Below are 16702 nucleotides of genomic sequence, written 5' to 3'. Positions count from 1 at the left end.
CCTATCGCCCCGCCCCGGAACCGCCGTCCCATGATTGATTATCTCGCGCTTGCCCTTGGACATGGCCTTATGGCCATCGCCCTGCTGCGGCTGGTGACGCGCGACGGGCTGGACAGTGATCCGCTGATCGGCGAGCTCACCTCCGAAACGACCAGCAACCGCAAGGCCACCAGCGCGGCCGGGCGCAATGCTGCGCGGCGGGGACGCAAGGGCGGCGACGAGAGCGAAGCAGAGAGCGGAACAGGCAGCGACAGGGCCAGCGATGCTTGATCTCGTCTTCCTCGCCTTCATTGGTTACGTGATGGTGCTCGGCCTCAGGCGTCCGTTCCTGTGGGTGCTGCTCTATGTCTATATCGACATCCTTGCCCCGCAGCGGATCGGCTATTCGCTGATCGCCAGCCTGCCGGTTTCGCTGATCGCCTTTACCGCAGCCTTCGGTGGCTGGGTCGCGCTCGACCGCAAGGAGGGCGCGCGCTTTACCCTGAGGCAGGGGCTGATGCTGGCGCTGCTGCTCTATTGCTGGTGGACCACCGGCCACGCCGATTTCCCCGATGATGCGGCGACCAAGTGGGACTGGGTGTGGAAGGCGCTGCTATTCGCGATCTTCCTGCCCCTCACCCTCACCACCCGCGCGCGGATCGAGGGGCTGGCGCTGGTGCTGCTGCTGTCGGTCGCAACCATCGTGATCGCCACCGGCCTCAAGGTCGTCACCGGCGGGGGCGGCTATGGCGAGCTCAATTTCTTCGTCGACGATAACAGCGGAATCTACGAAAGCTCCACCCTCGCCACGGTCGCCATCGGGCTGATCCCGATGCTGTGGTGGTTCGTCCGCCACGGAACGATCTTCCGCCCGCACTGGACGGTGACCGCCTTTGCCGCGGCGCTGACCTTCGCCTGTCTGCTCGTGCCGGTGGGCACCGAAGCGCGCACGGGCCTGCTGTGCATTGCAGCCCTCGCAGTGCTGATGCTGCGCTACACCAAGCGGCGCTTCATGTTCATTGCTGCCGCCGGCCTGCTCGGCCTCGTCGCCCTGCCGTTCCTGCCGCAGTCCTATTACGACCGCATGGCGACCCTTGCTGCGCCAAGCGGCGATGAAAGCGCCTCCACCCGTGTGGCGGTGTGGGAATGGACCATCGACTATGCCGCCGAAAAGCCGCTGGGCGGCGGGTTCGACGCGTTTCGCGGCAACCGCTTCACCTATGTCATGCCGGTCAAGGAGGTCGACGGGAACACCACCAGTGTGACCTATCGCGAGGTCGTGGACGAAGGCCGCGCCTATCACTCCTCGGTCTTCGAGATGCTGGGCGAACAGGGCTGGCCGGGGCTGATCATCTGGCTGTCGCTCCATGCCATCGGCCTGTGGCAGATGGAGCGCATCCAGCGCCGCTGGAAAAACGCCGAGGCCGAGGCGGAACGGTGGATCTCTCCCCTCGCCGCCGCATTGCAGATGGGCGCGCTGATCTATCTTGTCGGCGCGACCTTCCAGGGGATCGCCTATCAGCCGGTGATGCTGATGCTGGTCGGCCTGCAGATCGGGCTCAACACCTATTGTCTCAGAATCGATTCGGCCAAGGGTCTGCTGGAACGCAGCGTCTCGCGGCGGCAGGCAATCGCAGACAAGATGCGCGGTGCCGTAGCGGCACAGGTCTAGGCGTTGCGCTCCCCCTTGTGTTGCGCCATGAAGCGCGGCGCAAACGCATGTGGCGGTTACAGGATCGTGCCGCCCGATAAAGAGGAGGAGCGCCATGAGCCCGCAGGAATTGGCCGCCAAGGTCGGCGAAAACATCGGCACCAGCGAATGGGCCGAAATGAGCCAGGAACGCATCAACCAGTTCGCCGAAGCGACCGGTGATCACCAGTTCATCCACGTCAACGAAGAGATGGCCAAGATGACCCCGTTCGGCGGGACCATCGCGCACGGCTTCCTGACCTTGTCGATGATCCCCTACCTCGGAGCCCAGGGCGGCGCGCCGCGCATCGACGGCGTGAAGATGGGCGTCAACTACGGCGGCAACAAGACCCGCTTCATCGCCCCCGTCCGCGCCGGCAAGCGCATCCGCGGCCACTGGAAGCTGACCGAAATGGTCGAGAAGCGCCCGGGCCAATGGCAGCAGACTTGCGAGATCACCATCGAGATCGAAGGCGAGGACAAGCCCGCCCTGATGGCAGAGTGGATCACGCAGTACTTCGTGTAATTTAGCACCCATCGTCATCCCGGCGAAGGCCGGGACCCAGAGCTGCAAGCTCCGCCCTCACCGTCACTGGGTCCCGGCCTTCGCCGGGATGACGGTTGGGGCTCAGGATAAAGGATACCCCCATCATGGCACGTGACGCCGTTATCGTTTCCACCGCCCGCACCCCCATCGGTCGCGCTTACAAGGGCGCTTTCAACGCCACCCCCGGCGCCACCCTCGGCGCGCTGAGCCTTGCCCCCGCGATCGAACGCGCCGGGATCGAAGCCGGTGCGATTGACGACGTGGTGTGGGGCGCGGTCCTCACGCAAGGCACTCAGGCTGGCAACATCGCCCGCCAGGTCGCGCTGCGCGCCGGCTGCCCGGTAGGCGTCAGCGGCCAGACCATCGACCGCCAGTGCTCCTCGGGCCTGATGGCGATTTCGACCGCGGCGAAGCAGATCATCGTCGACAACATGGATATCGTCGTCGGCGGCGGTCAGGATTCCATCTCGATGGTGCAGACGCCGGAAATGCGCGTCGCCATGGACAAGTCGCTGCTCGCCATGCACGGCAATGTCTACATGCCGATGCTGCAAACCGCCGAGACGGTGGCCAAGCGGTACAACATCAGCCGCGATGCGCAGGACGAATATGCCTACCAGTCGCAGATGCGCACCGCTGCCGCGCAGGCCGCTGGCAAGTTCGATGCGGAAATCGTTCCCGTCACCACCACCATGAATGTGATGGACAAGGAAACGAAGGAAGTCTCGCAGCGCGAATTCACGCTGACCAAGGATGAAGGCAACCGCCCCGAAACCACGCTCGAAGGCCTGCAAAGCCTCCAGCCGGTGATGGGCCCGGGCATGTGCATCACCGCGGGCAACGCTTCGCAGCTTTCGGACGGTTCGTCGGCCAGCGTGCTGATGGAAGCCAAGCTGGCCGAACAGAAGGGCCTCCAGCCGCTCGGCCGCTATGTCGGCATGGCGGTCGCCGGGACCGAGCCTGACGAGATGGGCATCGGCCCGGTCTTCGCCATCCCCAAACTGCTCAAGCAGACCGGCCTCAAGATGGACGACATCGGGCTGTGGGAGCTCAACGAGGCCTTCGCGGTTCAGGTGCTCTACTGCCGCGACACGCTAGGCATTGATAACGACATCCTCAACGTCAACGGCGGGTCGATCTCGATCGGCCACCCCTACGGCATGACCGGCGCGCGCTGCACCGGCCACGCGCTGATCGAAGGCAAGCGCCGCGGCGCGAAGTATGTCGTCGTTACCATGTGCGTTGGTGGCGGCATGGGGGCGGCTGGTCTCTTCGAGGTCTTCTAATACGGAACAATTCCTCCGCGTCGGCGCTAGTCCGATCTCCACTCAAGGAGACACACATGGCGACCGACGCGGAAATCCGTGCCAAGTTCTGGAAAGCGCTGAAAAGCGATATGACGATGTTCCTCGGCATGGCCGAGGGCGAGGACGGCCACGCCCGTCCGATGACAGCACAGCTCGAGGACGAGCTTTACAAGGATGGAGAATACAGCGGCCCGCTGTGGTTCTTCACCTCGGTTGACAGCAGCCTTTACCGGTCGGTCCAGCAGGGCGAACTCGCAGGCGAACAGCCGCGCGCGATGGCGCATTTTGCGTCCAAGGGGCATGACCTGTGGGCAACCGTCCACGGCAACCTGTCGACCACGCGCGACCGCGCGACGACCGACCGGCTGTGGAACCGCTTCGTCGCGGCCTGGTACGAAGGCAAGGACGATCCCAAGATCGCGCTGATCCGCCTCGATGCTGAGGATGCCGAAATCTGGATCGACGCCTCCTCGCTGGTGGCAGGGATCAAGATGCTGGTCGGGATCGATCCGAAGAAGGATTACAAGGACAAGGTGGCCGAGGTGAAGCTTTAGCCACCGGCGCCTAAGCTGACAATGACGGCGCGGGAGGCAACTTCCGCGCCGTTTTTCGTGGGCGAGAGACCGCTAGCCATGATGATGGCCGCCCTCGGGCAGGATCAGGAAATTCTGCATCATGCCCGTGTCTTCATGCGGCAGGATGTGGCAGTGATAGACGGCCTTGCCGGCGAACTCCTTGAATACCGTGCGCACCACTACGGGTTTGCCGGCGGGCAGCCAGACCGTGTCCAGGATCAACCCGGGCGGTTGCGCGACTCCGCCAATCGAGATCACCTCGAAGCCATTCACATGAATGTGGAACGGGTGCCCTTCGCTGCCGCCATTGTCGGGAACGCTCAGATTCCATTCCTCGACATCGCCGATCCGGACGACGGTTGGCACCTCCTGTTCGCCATATTGCATGTTGTTGATCAGGAAATCGCCACCGACATAGGGGTTGAGCACGGCGGGAAAGGCTTCGGTCAGCACGAAATTGCGCCGGCGCTTGACCTGTTCGGGTCTGATCAGCGGATAATAGCGCGAGATGACAGGCAGGTCGGTCGGCAGTTTCATGTCGACGGGCGGCGCGTCCTTGACGACGATTTCGGCAATGACCTTGCCGTCGCTATACAGGAATTGCTCGTTCTGGGGCAGTTGCCGGATCGCGTATTTGCCGGGCTTCCCGGCCTTGATCAGGAACTCGGCACGGTTAGCCGGGGCCAGTGTCACCTGCGACGACGTGCTCTTCGGGATGGTCTGGACCCGAGGGAAATTGCGGCCGTCCATCGCCAGCAGGTGCATGTCATGGCCATCGACAGTGATCGGCATCATGTTGTCGGTACAGCCATTGAGCATGCGGAAGCGCACGACTTGCCCGGGCACCAGTTCATAGCGCTCCACCGGCAACTGCTTGCCAATGGGGCACTGGGCGGGCTGCTTACCCTTGGCAACCGGGGGGCACTTGGAGTTCGCCGGATCGTGGGTTTCGAGGAAGAAGGGCTTACCGTTGAGCAGGAAATATCGCCGCGCATAGTCGCCGGTGGTGAAGCCCTGCCTCAGCTGCGGCTGGGGATTGGGCTTGCCGGTGTAAGGATCGTAGATCGTCACCTCTTCCTGCGCGAAGGTCTGCCACATGGCATTCTGCTGCGGGGCATAGGACCATGAATGCCCGTCATCCGGGAACAGGCCGAGATCCTGCACCACCAGCAGGATCTCCTTGGCCGCCTTGATTTCCGGCACCTCGTCGATCGGCCCCGAGATGATGATCGGCCCGGCCATCCCGGAGGCCGCCTGAACCGCCGTCGCGCCATGCTTGTGCGGATGGTACCAATAGAGGCCGGGCGGATGATCGAGGGGGATTTCAAGCGGGTAATCGAGGGAATCGCCCGGCTTGATCGCAATCATCTTTGCCAGCGGATCCAGCGTGCCCAAGGGTTCGAACAGGTGCGGACGCACGTCGAGCCCATGGAAATGCAGGTTGGTATCGCCCAGGCCGTGCGGCACATTGTGATCGCCGTTCCATCCTTCACTGCTGACCGGGGCGAGGCCGTTCTTGAGGGTAATCGTCATCTTCTCACCGGGCCGAGTCCGGATCGGCGGACCGGGCACCTGGCCATTATAGGCCCTCACCCGGCACGTGATGCCATCGACGACCATGTCCATGTCGCGGGTTTCAAGCACCAGCTTGCGGCCCGCAACCTGTGCGCTTGCCGTTTTGGCCGTACTGGCGAGCACCGGAGCAAGCGCGGCAAGGGTCGCCGTCTTGGTCATGAAGCTACGGCGTGTGGTTGCAGGCATGGATCAGCTCCCCTCAAAGATCGGTTGGACGGTCATTTGCCCGCGGGCGGACAGGCCGGTTTGGCTGGTGGGTTCAACGCGGTCGCATATTCGTTGAAGGCGACCTGAAGCTGCAGCGAGCTATCGAGCGGCAGCGCGCTGTCATATTTGCCGTCAGGATACTTGTCGGGGTACTTGTAGTTCGAGAAATAGGTCTTGTTGCCGGCATCCGCTGCCAGGCAAAGCCCGGGCGATGGCAGGCCAAAGGGGTTCGGGATGTTCTGGCCCGGCTTGCCGACTGTTCCCACGGGCGCCGCATAGGCGGCCATGTGGCAGGACACGCAGCTGGAATTGGCCTGATCGACCGCCCCGGCCAACCGGCCTTCGCAGCCATAATGTTCTGGCACGCCCACGGGTGCGTGGATCGATTGCCAGAGCGGTTTGCTGTCTTCGCGCGCGACCGCCGGATAGGTCTGCGGATCGCTGCCGAATTGCACGCCCAGCGGCACCATCCGCGACCGCACGGTCTTGCCCGGCAGGTTGCCGTCATAGACGAGGGTCGAATAGACCCACCGCGTCGGCGAGCGCGGATCGACCACTGCGATGTCCATCTGCACCAGATGCACCTTGCGCACCTTCCGCTCGCATTGACTATATTTGACGGCGGACTCCTGCACGTGGGCATCGGCGGTCCAGCTGGTCGAGCCCTTGAGGAAGGGCACGGACGAGGCATCGGCAGTGGTGTTGAGTATTTTGATCACCACCGTTCCCGGCGCAAAGGGCATCCCGTTGACAAGATCGCGGTCCGACGCATCCTTGGTCATCTGCGGCACGCCGTTTTTCGCGATGGCCTGACCGATCGACCAGGCGCCGCACGGATTGTACATGCCGACCGACCAGGTCTCGAACAGCGGGTCTACTCCATCCTGCTTGGTTGCCCCCACCAGGGTGTGCTTGCCGCTGCCGCGACCGCCGTTGCGGAAGGTCGATTCCGCCGTCGACAATTCGTTGGTCAGCCCGTGGGCGAACTCCCGTCCCCGTTCGCCATCATAGGCCATCCACGGAACATGGAACCAGCGCGTCTCGCTGCCCACCTTGCTCTGCCAGCCGATCTGGTCGGGCAGGTTGGGATCCTGACCCTTCCAGACATAATCCACGATATCGCCGATATAGTCGCGCCACTGGTTCCAGTCCGCATTGGGATCGGTGAAGGACACGTTGCGTTTAAGCCACGGTGCTTCGCAGTCGGGCTTTTGCGCGGGGTAATCGTGCGAGAGTTCGAAAACCGGCCCGGAGTAACCCGGCGGCGGTGCGGATATCGCGTCGCGGAAGGCAGCGGCGGCCGGATCGAAACCGGCGGCATCCGGCCCGACTTGCTGACAACTCGTCGTGAGGAGGCAAGCGCCCGCCGTCAGGATTGCCATGGCTGACCTTGAAACTGATCGCATTGTCATCGTCCCCTCCATCCCCAAAGTTGCAGTGTGATAATCCCTGTCAGACAAGCAGATCCGCGGCCTCCACCAGACATGCTTCGCGCACGCGCTGGACAGTCAGCGGTCCGTCAGTCCTGAACCATTCCGTGTGGCCGCGATCGGCGCGGGCTGCGGCAATCGCGTTCTTCACGGCGCCGAACACGGTGGCCGCCAGCACCAGCGGCGGCTCGCCCACCTCTTTCGACCCCAGCACCACGTCGATCTGGCGCGGCAGGTTCAGGTCGGCGCGCGGGAAGAACCCGACATTCATTTCCAGCGGGATCGTGGTCGTGGCCGGGATCTTGTAACCCCAGGTGTTGTTGCTGTTGAGCCGCCCGGCGCGCGCCCCGTCAGGCTGGGTCACCAGCTCTTCGGTCAGGACATAGCCAAGCCCCTGCACGAAGGCGCCTTCGACCTGGCCGATATCGACCGCCGGATTGAGACTGTCGCCAATGTCATAGCAAAGGTCGGCGCGCAGCACCGTGGTCTCGCCGGTCAGCACATCGATCTCGACTTCGGCACAGCCCGCCGAGAAGGTATAGCCTGTGAACTGGTCCACCCCCTGCTCGGCTGTATTGTCCGAGGCGAACTGCAGGTTCTTGGCGGGATTTCCGCCGCCCGCGATGGCAACCCGCACCTGCGCCGAAAGATTGAACCGGTCGCCATGGGCCATGCCGACCAGATTGGCCCAGATGGTTGTCTTGCCATCGGGCTTCGCCTGCCAGCCTTCTGCCGGGTAGTTCCAGTAATCGATCTTGTGCTTCTTGCACCACTCGTCGCCGTTCTTTTCGCGCACGTCCTCGGCATAGACTTCCAGCCGCCCCCGCAGGTCGAGGCAGGCGGCGCGCACCGCTTCGGCGTTGAAGCCCGTGCCGGTCGATGCGCCGGTCGAAACCGGATTGGGCACCACACCCAGATCGGTGTCGGCGATGGTCACGAGGCCCAGAGGCACATTGAGCGTCTGCGCCGCGACCTGCGCAATCTTGACTGCCAAACCTTGACCAATCTCCACCCCGCCCTGATGGATCAGGATCGAGGCATCTTCAGCGAACACTTCAACAAGTGCGCCGCCCTGTTCGAGGAAGGTGGCGTTATAGCCCGCGCCGTATTGCACCGGGATCATGGCGATCCCCCGCTTGCGCCAGCGATTGGCGTCGTTGAACGCCTTGACCGCTTTGGCGCGCGCATCGAAATCGGCGTTCTTGCGCAGATATTGCCAGACCTGTTGCATATAGCAGATGTCCAGCACGGTTCCGACCACGGTCTCGTCACCCGGCTTGTAGAGATTGACCTCGCGCAGGTCCTCCGCGAGCATTCCCAGCGAATGGGCGGCGGCGGCGATGGCGTCTTCGAGCACGATCACGCCCTGGATCAACCCCATCGACCGGAACGCCGTGGAGGTCGCCATATTGGTCCGCGCGACATGCCCCTCGGTCCGCCAGTTGGGCACCATATAGGCGCTGTCGATCCGCATCTGGACGCAGTCCGATACGACGAAGGAGCAATCATAGGTTGCCCCGCCATTGGACCAGAATGTGAAATCGGCCCCGAGAATGCGGCCGCGCGGCTCCGAACCCGTTTGGCCCGTCGCGACTGCGAGGCTGTAATTGCCTTCATAGGCATGGCGGCGGCCGAGGGCTTCCATGTCCTCCTCACGGCGCACCGCCAGCCGCACCGCGCGTTTGGTCAGCGCCGCTGCCAGAGCCACAGGCGCGGCAATAAAGGGCGGGCGGGTGGTCTTGCCGCCATAGCCGCCGCCAACCCGCTTCACGAGCACATCGACCTTGCCCATATTGCTGCCGAGCATGCTCGCCGCGAAACTCTGGACCGTGTCGGGGCTCTGGGTCGAGCTGTATATCTGCATCCGCCCCCATTCACCGGGCAAGGCCACAGCCGACTGGGTCTCCATGTAGAAATGGGCCTGGCTGCCAACCGCCTGCTTGCCGTTGACGACCACGCATTCGGCGCCATCAAGCGTTACCGGCCCGCTGGTTCCCTTCCAGCCCAGTTGCGAATTGGGCCGTTCGATTGCCAGAATGTGGTTGTAGCCCCCCACCGTGGTGTCGATGAATTCTTTGCCCTTGTCCCGCGCGGCGGCGATGCTCAGCAGCGGCGCGGTGACATTGGTGTAGGCGACGCAGCGGGTGCGCACGAAATGGGCAGCGTCAATCGCCTGCGTCAGGGTTTCGGCCAGCAGCAAGCCGATCGGCTGTCCGTACCATTCCACGCGGGCTTCGGCGAAGATCGGATCGACCACGCCAGTCTCTTTGACGACCTGCACAGGAACGCGGTCATTCTCCCCGGCCGGAACGTCGGCCGCTGTGACCAGCCTTTCGACCCCCGGCAGGTTCTCCGCCAGCCATTGCGACAGGGCCGCCCCCGTCATCGGCGTGCCCGGCTCGTCAGGGAGATGGAAGAAGAACGCGCCCGTGGCCCGGTCGGACAACACCAGCGCGCTTTCAAGGCCGCGCGGCGGCAAGGGAATGTCCTGAGTATAGACCGCCTCGCCGCTCGCTTGCAGGAACGCATCCTGCTTGACCAACGGTAATCCGACCGGCGGTGGATCAATGCTGGGCGGCACGAATTGCTGCCCGCGGCTCAGCGGGCGGACCGGGCGTTTTCCGGCAGAGGCAATGACCGGCGCAACGGGCAGAGCCTTGGTCGCCTCGGCAACCTCGACGAAGAACTTGTACAGGTAGGATTCGCCAAGGTGGCGGCGATAGATGTCGCTAAACCCTTCATCGGGCAGGGCCGCCATCCGGCCCGCCCATGTGGCCAGTTGCCCGTCAATGTCGGAGCGCAGGCCTGCGAGCGCATTCGCGAGAGTCGCCGTGGTCCAGCGCTGACCGGTCAGTGCTTTTTCGGCCTGCACGGCATGAAAGGCGATCGGGCCGATCCCGCCCAGAACGATCGCACAGTCGGTGACGACGCCCTGTTCGTCGAAGCGCACCCGCATACCGGCATTGACGATCGAATGGGCATTCACTTCACGCAGGGCGACCTTGTAGGTCTGGACATATTCATCCGCGTTGGCGAGCGGCACGTGGTAGGCGAGCAGCACCGCGCGGTGCAGCCCCGCATCGCCCGACCATTGCGCCGCGAAGTCCAGCACCGGCAAACGCCGGGTGCCGCTGCCCGGCACCGCAAATTCCACTTCGGCCCCGGCCGCGCACAGTGCGGTAAACAGGTCGGAAGGAAAGGGCACGCCGTGCGTCACATGACGGGCAACCAGCATCATGTTGCCGGCAAGGCTCGCGACATTGCGGACGATATGACCGGCCGTACGCTCCGCCAGATAACGCAGTGCCGCGACGGTCGGATTGTCGCGCTGGCTCGCCGGAAGCTTGTCCAGGAAGGCCAGCAAATCCGCATAGGTTGCACCGGCGCCCAGCTGCAAGCTGTCCGGCAAGGCCGCGAAATGGCGCAATTCCGCAAGGCGCGAGATGTCGACCAGCTGGCCGGGACGCTCTCCAGAGTAACGGTCGTAGATGCCGATCGAGCTGTTGCCATTGACCAGCATCGTATCGTCGGGATCCAGCTCTAACAGCAGTTCCAGCAACCCCGACAGATCGACCGGGCGATACCAGACGCAGCCATCGCCGACGATCGTCAGCGGCGCCTTGTTGATGGCGGGCGGAGTGGGCGCGGTGATCGTATCGGTCACCGGGGCTTCGGGATCGGCGAGGCACGTCATCGAACCCTGCTCGTCCGCCGGCGTCCAGTCCGCAGCGAAATGGCGCATGGCGTAAAGAATGGGGCGATAGCCGGTGCAGCGGCACAGGTTGCCATCGAACAGTTGCTCGATTTCAAGCTGGCTTGGTTTGCGGTCAGGGTTCGCGGCCAGGTAGGCCGTCATCGTCATCACCCAGCCCGGCGTGCAATACCCGCATTGCGAGCCGTTATCGATGGCGATCCGGTGCTGCACCGGGTTCAGCCCGGTCTCGACTGTTCCGGCACCCTCGGTCGTGGTGATCGCCATGCCGTCGATAGAGCAAAGCGGCCGCAGGCACGAATTGACGGATTCGTGGATCACCTTGCCGGTGCCCGGATCCCAGCGAGAGAGCATTACCGTGCACAGGCCGCAGCCTCCCTGCCCGCAGCCGATCTTGGTCCCCGTCAAGCCGACGGCAGGAGAGCGCAGCCAGTCAACCAGCAGCGCGCGCGGGTCCGGCCGGTCAATCCGCCATTCGCGCCCGTTTACAAAGAAGCGGATACCGCTGGTTGATGGCGCCGTGGACGCTCGATACTCGCGTGACTCAATCGCCGTCCCCATGCCCGCAACCCCCTCAAAAAGCGGCCGAATTAGCGGCCGCCCAAGTGCGGGCAAGACTGCCTTGAGTCACAACAAAGTCAACACTGCTTTTTTCTGAAGTACCGGATTGCAGATTTATTTGTCCGAATCCGAGGTAATTTGCCTCTACTTCGAATAGAGTTAGTCGAGCGCCTAACGGCCTTGCTATCGGGCAGCAAAGGCGGCGAATTGGCCATGCCGGACCGCAGGTCCGCGCTTCATCGTTAGCTGGGTTTAGGCTTGCAGCGAAAAGCTGACCGTCGGCGATCAGGAGGTGCCGCCCGGCAGACGGGAGCGGCAAGCAGACCAAACCCGCCGCCCCGCCCTTTCAGCGGAGCGGCGGCCTTTGGATCAGCGCAGGCTCACCACGTTGTCGGTCGCTTCGCGCACGCGGGTGCCGTTGAACAGGCTCATCATCGGCTCGTCCGACACGGTCACGACCTGGGCATTGCCATAGCCGTTGAAGCCGGTCTTCATCGCTGCGCCGTAAGCGCCGAGCATCCCGATCTCGATATAGTCGCCCGCCTGAATGTCGGCGGGGAGACGGAACGGGCCCTTCATGTAGTCGGCATCGTCGCAAGTCGGGCCGTAGAAGGCGAAGTCTTCCTCGTCCTCGATCAGGTCATCCTCGAGTGCACGCACCGGGAAGCGCCATGCGACGTGGGCCGCATCATACAGCGCGCCGTAAGCGCCGTCGTTGATGTAAAGCTCTTCGCCGCGGCGCTTGTTCACCTGCACGATCATCGAGCTGTACTCGGCCGACAGCGCACGGCCGGGTTCGCACCACAGTTCGGCGTTGTAGGCGATCGGCAGCGCTTCGAAGTGCTTGGCGATGATCGCGAAGTAATCTTCCATCGGCGGCGGTTCGAGGCCCGGATAGGCGCTCGGGAAGCCCCCGCCCACGTCGATCATGTCGATCACCACCGACGCCTCGGCAATCGCCGCACGGGTGCGGTCCAATGCCTGAACGAAGGCGAACGGGGTCATCGCCTGGCTGCCGACGTGGAAGCACACGCCCAGCCAGTCGCAATGCTGGCGGGCTTCCTGAAGCAGCGCAGGCGCTTCGATCAGGTCGCAACCGAACTTCGATGCGAGCGACAGTTCCGAATACTCGCTCGACACGCGCAGCCGCACGCACAGGCGCAGATCGCGCGGTGCCTCACCCGTTTCGGGGTTGCGGCAGGCGTCGATGATCTTCTCCAGCTCCTCGACGGAATCGAGGCTGAAGGTGCGCACGCCGTGCTGGAAATAGGCTTCGCTGATCGCCGCCGGGGTCTTTACCGGGTGCATGAAACACAGCACCGCCTGCGGGAGAATGCCGCGAACCAGCCGCACTTCGGTGATCGAGGCTACGTCGTAATGCGTCACGCCCGCTTCCCACAGCACGCTGATAAGATCGGCAGCCGGATTGGCTTTCACCGCATAGAGCACCTTACCCGGAAACTTCTCGACGAAGTAACGGGCGGCGCGCCGCGCGGCATGCGGGCGGTTGAGGATGACGGGTTCGTCCGGACGAAGGTCGCGGACTACAGCCAGTGCGTCGGGATAAATGTGCAACTCAAGGGACCCCCAAAACGGTTTTTGAAAACCATAAAACGACAAGCTGCCTTGCGGTTTGGAAGTCCCCTTGGGGCAGCGGAAGCGCGCATCTAGGGCTTTGGGGGGGGAATGCAAACGAAAAATGGACCCCGACGCGCCGGAATATTTCTTTTTTGAGACACCCCCACCAACACGACCGGAATGTGACGGAAATTCCCGGTTTTTCTCCGCGTCAGAAGTTGATCCTGGGCACCTGATCGACAGTGCCCTGCTCGCTCGCATCGAGCCGGTGGAAGTCCGCTTCCGTGAATCCGAGCGCATTGGCGAACAGCACCGCAGGGAAGGATTCGCGCGCCGCATTGAAGCGGGCGGCAGCGGCGTTGAGCGCACGGCGTGCCGCGGCCAGCTTGTCCTCCACATCGGCAAGCTCGCTCTGGAGCGACTGGAAGTTCGCGGACGCCTTGAGATCGGGATAGGCTTCGCCCAGCGCCAGCAGGTTATCGAGCGCACCGCGCAACTGCTGCTCGCTACCCGATGACGGCGCGCCGGAGGCTGCGGCCTTGCGTGCGGCGATCACTGCTTCGAGGGTCGCCGATTCGTGCCCGGCATAGCCTTTCACCGTCTCGACCAGATTGGGGATCAGATCATGGCGCTGGCGCAACTGCGCGTCGATATCCGCCACGCCCTGCCGCACACCCTGCCGCAGACCGACCAGTTTGTTGTAGATGCTGATGACCAGCACCAACCCGACAACGACGACAATTGCCATCACAAGAGCCAATTTCATTCTCATCCCCTTTACCTGACGTGCCCAATTGTGCTGACACAGGTTAAAGAATCGCGCGGGAGAGGCAATGCGCAAGCCGATTGAAAGCCTGATGGCAGGTGGGCTGGAGGACTGGCTCGCCGGTCAGGACGAGATGCGCCAGGGCGCAAAGAAGCAGGCTACGTCGCGCTGGGTCTGGGGCGCGGCGATCCTGATGCCACTGCTCGCCTTCATCTGGTTCAGCCCGCTGGCGCAGACTCCCGTCGCCATGATCGTATCCATCGGCGGGATGTTGGGGGCCGGATGGTGGGGATACCAGCCGATTGCTGCCGCCACGCAGGCCATCAAATCCGGGATCAATTCCGCCATCGCGGCCACATATGGCCTGAGCTACATCAGCGAGGTCGAGCCGGGCGGCGAATTTGGCGCCGCGCGCACCTATGGCCTTGTCCCAAGCTTTGACCGGTCCGGTTTCGAGGACCGCTGGTACGGCACGCTCGAAGGGCATGAATTCAATCTCTACGAAGCCCATCTCGAAGAACAGCGCGGGTCGGGCAAGAACCGCCGCTGGGTCACGGTGTTCCGCGGCCCGGTGATCCATATGGGCTTTGGCCGCAGCTTCCACTCCACCACCCTGCTCGAACGCGCTGGCAAGCATCGCAAGTGGATGGGCCTTGGCGGGGCGAGCGACCATGTCAGCTTTGACGGGCACCGGCTTGACCGGGTCGATCAGGTGCACCCTGCCTTTGGCGAGACTTTCGCACTTTACAGCGACGATCAGGTCGAGGCGCGGGTGCTGGTCCACCCTTCCTATGTCGAACACTTGCTGAAGCTGGAAAGCGCCTTCGAAGCGCGGGAACTGCGCGCGCTGTTCACCCGCGGCGAGGTTGTCATCGCGGTCGAGGCCGGCGACCTGTTCGAAAGCGGCGGCATGGATGCGAGCGCCGACCGCGAGAATGTGGAACGCGCCGCCCGTCAGTTCGGCGCGCTGGCGGGGCTCGCGCTGGCGATCAACCAGAACGAGCGCGGGCGGGTGCTGGAAGCCAACCCGGAGCAGGCAGGCGAATTGTAAGCCCTATTGCTCGCCTGCGGCGATCGGGAAGGTCTCTTGAATGAGGCTCAGCAGCACCACCACGTTTTCGCGGATATTGGCCATTGTCACCCCGTGATCGAGCACCTGATAGCGGGTGAATACCAGCGTCTTCGCGTCGAAATCGGCCGAAGTGTTGAACACGGGTTGCAGAAGATTGGCTTTGGACAGGGTTTCAAGGGTGGTCGACGCGGGCAGGTCAAAACGGGCTTGCATCATGATCCCCTGACACCCGGGCACATTGTTCATTTCGCACGCCGAACCCTGCAGGAAATACATGAACCCGGTGTCGGTCTGGGCCAACGCATAGACTTCCGGAGCGGTCCCCCGCTCGATGACCGTGTGTCCGATTGCACCGATGATCGTTTCCAGATCGGCCTGATTGACGGATTTCTTTATCTCGTCGGCCCTGTAGGCCTGGGCCGAGGCTGGCGCGGCAAACCCGGCCAGCGCCAATGCGCCAAGCAGCGCAGCGGATCGCAATGTCATGTCTTTCCCCCTTCCGATCCGCCTCAGCTCAGGCGGTCCCTGAAATCGGCGTAATCGAAGCGTTTGATACAGTCGAGCGCATCGGTTTCGGAATCCCACATCCAGATCGAAGGCAGCGCGACCCCGTTGAAGGTGTTGGTCTTGACCATCGAGTAATGCGCCTGGTCGAGGAATGCGAAACGCGCGCCGGGTTCGGCTGGCACCGGCAAGCGGTAATCGCCGATCACATCACCCGCGAGGCACGAAGGCCCGCCGAGACGGATCGGGATCATGCCCTCGTCCGCGATTTCGCCGAGCATCGCCGGGCGATAGGGCGCCTCCAGCACATCGGGCATGTGGCAGGTCGCGCTGATATCGGTGATGCCGACCGGCACCTCGTTGAACATCGTATCGAGCAGTGTGCCGACGAGAATGCCCGCATCCAGCGCAACCGCCTCACCCGGTTCAAGGATGATCTGGCAGCCGGTATCCTCGGCGGCGTCCTTCAGGAACTCCACCAGTTCCTCGCGCTGGTAATCGGCGCGGGTAATGTGGTGGCCGCCGCCCATGTTGATCCACTTGAGCTGGTCGAAATAGGGCTCGATCACGTCGAACACGCGGTCCCACGTCGCCTTGAGCGGTTCGAAATCCTGTTCGCACAGGTTGTGGAAGTGGATGCCTTCGACGCCCTCCATGTGCTCCTCGGTCAGCTGGTCGAGCGGGAAGCCGAGGCGCGATCCGGGGGCGCTGGGGTCATACTTGGCGACTTCGCCGGTGGGCACTTGAGGATTGATGCGCAGGCCGACGCTAACGGCTGCGCCATTGGCCGCCGCGTGATCGAGGATCAGCCGAGCGCGCTCGTGCTGGAAGGGCGAATTGAAGATCACGTGGTCGGAGAGGCGGCAGATCTCCTCCAGCTCCTCGGGCTTGAAGGCGGCGGAATAGGTCGCGATCTCGCCATCGTAGAACTCGGAGGCGAGGCGCGCTTCCCACAGGCCCGAGGTCGAAACCCCGTCGAGATATTCGCCGATGATCGGCGCGGCCGACCACATGGAAAACGCCTTCAGCGCGGCAAACACCTTGATGTCCGCCCCGTCGGCTGCCGCAGCATCGCGCACGTCCGCCAGCACCCGGCAATTGGCGCGCAGCTTTGCCGCATCGACCACGAAGGCGGGGCTATCGACACGCGACAGATCGAAATGGGCGAAGGCGCCCGGATCACCAGCTTTGGTTTGCAT

13 protein-coding genes are annotated in these 16702 nt (G+C 63.4%); 6 read left to right on the top strand and 7 right to left on the bottom strand.

The window, feature by feature from the left end; all coding sequences use genetic code 11:
• Positions 1-30: 30 nt before the first annotated feature.
• The 5 genes from KVF90_RS10350 (at position 31) to KVF90_RS10330 (ending at position 4077) form a co-directional block, all read left to right on the top strand.
• Positions 31-270 (top strand): hypothetical protein, encoded by a 240-nt coding sequence (locus KVF90_RS10350; RefSeq protein WP_264391503.1) that lies wholly within the window; start codon positions 31-33, stop codon positions 268-270.
• Positions 263-1651 carry a DUF5935 domain-containing protein gene (locus KVF90_RS10345; protein WP_264391502.1) on the top strand — a complete coding sequence of 463 codons (1389 nt, stop codon included), beginning with the start codon at positions 263-265 and terminating at the stop codon, positions 1649-1651. The genes KVF90_RS10350 and KVF90_RS10345 overlap by 8 nt, the downstream gene beginning before the upstream one ends.
• Before the next feature lie 94 nt (positions 1652-1745).
• Complete coding sequence (locus KVF90_RS10340) at positions 1746-2195, top strand: MaoC family dehydratase (RefSeq protein ID WP_264391501.1); 450 nt, start codon at positions 1746-1748, stop codon at positions 2193-2195.
• A 125-nt stretch (positions 2196-2320) separates the two neighbouring features.
• Complete coding sequence (locus KVF90_RS10335; RefSeq protein ID WP_264391500.1) at positions 2321-3502, top strand: acetyl-CoA C-acyltransferase; 1182 nt, start codon at positions 2321-2323, stop codon at positions 3500-3502.
• Positions 3503-3558: 56 nt separating this feature from the next.
• Positions 3559-4077: a pyridoxamine 5'-phosphate oxidase family protein gene (locus tag KVF90_RS10330; RefSeq protein ID WP_264391499.1), complete on the top strand. Its 519-nt coding sequence runs from the start codon at positions 3559-3561 to the stop codon at positions 4075-4077.
• Between the two features lie 72 nt (positions 4078-4149).
• On the opposite strand, the gene KVF90_RS10325 is transcribed toward KVF90_RS10330, so the two are convergent.
• From KVF90_RS10325 to KVF90_RS10305, 5 genes are all read right to left on the bottom strand, one after another.
• Complete coding sequence (locus tag KVF90_RS10325) at positions 4150-5859, bottom strand: multicopper oxidase family protein (RefSeq protein WP_264391498.1); 1710 nt, start codon at positions 5857-5859, stop codon at positions 4150-4152.
• A gap of 32 nt (positions 5860-5891) precedes the next feature.
• Positions 5892-7262 carry a hypothetical protein gene (locus KVF90_RS10320; protein WP_264391497.1) on the bottom strand — a complete coding sequence of 457 codons (1371 nt, stop codon included), beginning with the start codon at positions 7260-7262 and terminating at the stop codon, positions 5892-5894.
• Positions 7263-7332: 70 nt separating this feature from the next.
• Positions 7333-11583: a molybdopterin cofactor-binding domain-containing protein gene (locus KVF90_RS10315; RefSeq protein WP_264391496.1), complete on the bottom strand. Its 4251-nt coding sequence runs from the start codon at positions 11581-11583 to the stop codon at positions 7333-7335.
• A 369-nt stretch (positions 11584-11952) separates the two neighbouring features.
• Positions 11953-13158, bottom strand: coding sequence for a type III PLP-dependent enzyme (locus tag KVF90_RS10310; RefSeq protein WP_264391495.1), 1206 nt, complete (start codon positions 13156-13158; stop codon positions 11953-11955).
• Positions 13159-13372: 214 nt separating this feature from the next.
• Complete coding sequence (locus KVF90_RS10305) at positions 13373-13927, bottom strand: LemA family protein (protein ID WP_264391494.1); 555 nt, start codon at positions 13925-13927, stop codon at positions 13373-13375.
• 67 nt (positions 13928-13994) lie between these two features.
• Here KVF90_RS10305 and KVF90_RS10300 point away from each other — a divergent pair, with 67 nt between their 5' ends.
• Positions 13995-14978, top strand: coding sequence for a DUF3137 domain-containing protein (locus KVF90_RS10300; RefSeq protein WP_264391493.1), 984 nt, complete (start codon positions 13995-13997; stop codon positions 14976-14978).
• A 3-nt stretch (positions 14979-14981) separates the two neighbouring features.
• Here the strand turns inward: KVF90_RS10300 and KVF90_RS10295 are convergent, their stop codons facing one another.
• Both KVF90_RS10295 and KVF90_RS10290 read right to left on the bottom strand, forming a co-directional pair.
• Positions 14982-15485 (bottom strand): YbjN domain-containing protein, encoded by a 504-nt coding sequence (locus tag KVF90_RS10295; protein WP_264391492.1) that lies wholly within the window; start codon positions 15483-15485, stop codon positions 14982-14984.
• A gap of 23 nt (positions 15486-15508) precedes the next feature.
• Positions 15509-16702, bottom strand: a complete 1194-nt coding sequence (locus KVF90_RS10290) for a carboxynorspermidine decarboxylase (RefSeq protein ID WP_264391491.1) — start codon at positions 16700-16702, stop codon at positions 15509-15511.

This window comes from Porphyrobacter sp. ULC335, from assembly GCF_025917005.1.
Taxonomy (GTDB): domain Bacteria; phylum Pseudomonadota; class Alphaproteobacteria; order Sphingomonadales; family Sphingomonadaceae; genus Erythrobacter.
This window is presented reverse-complemented; position numbering and strand designations above follow the sequence as displayed.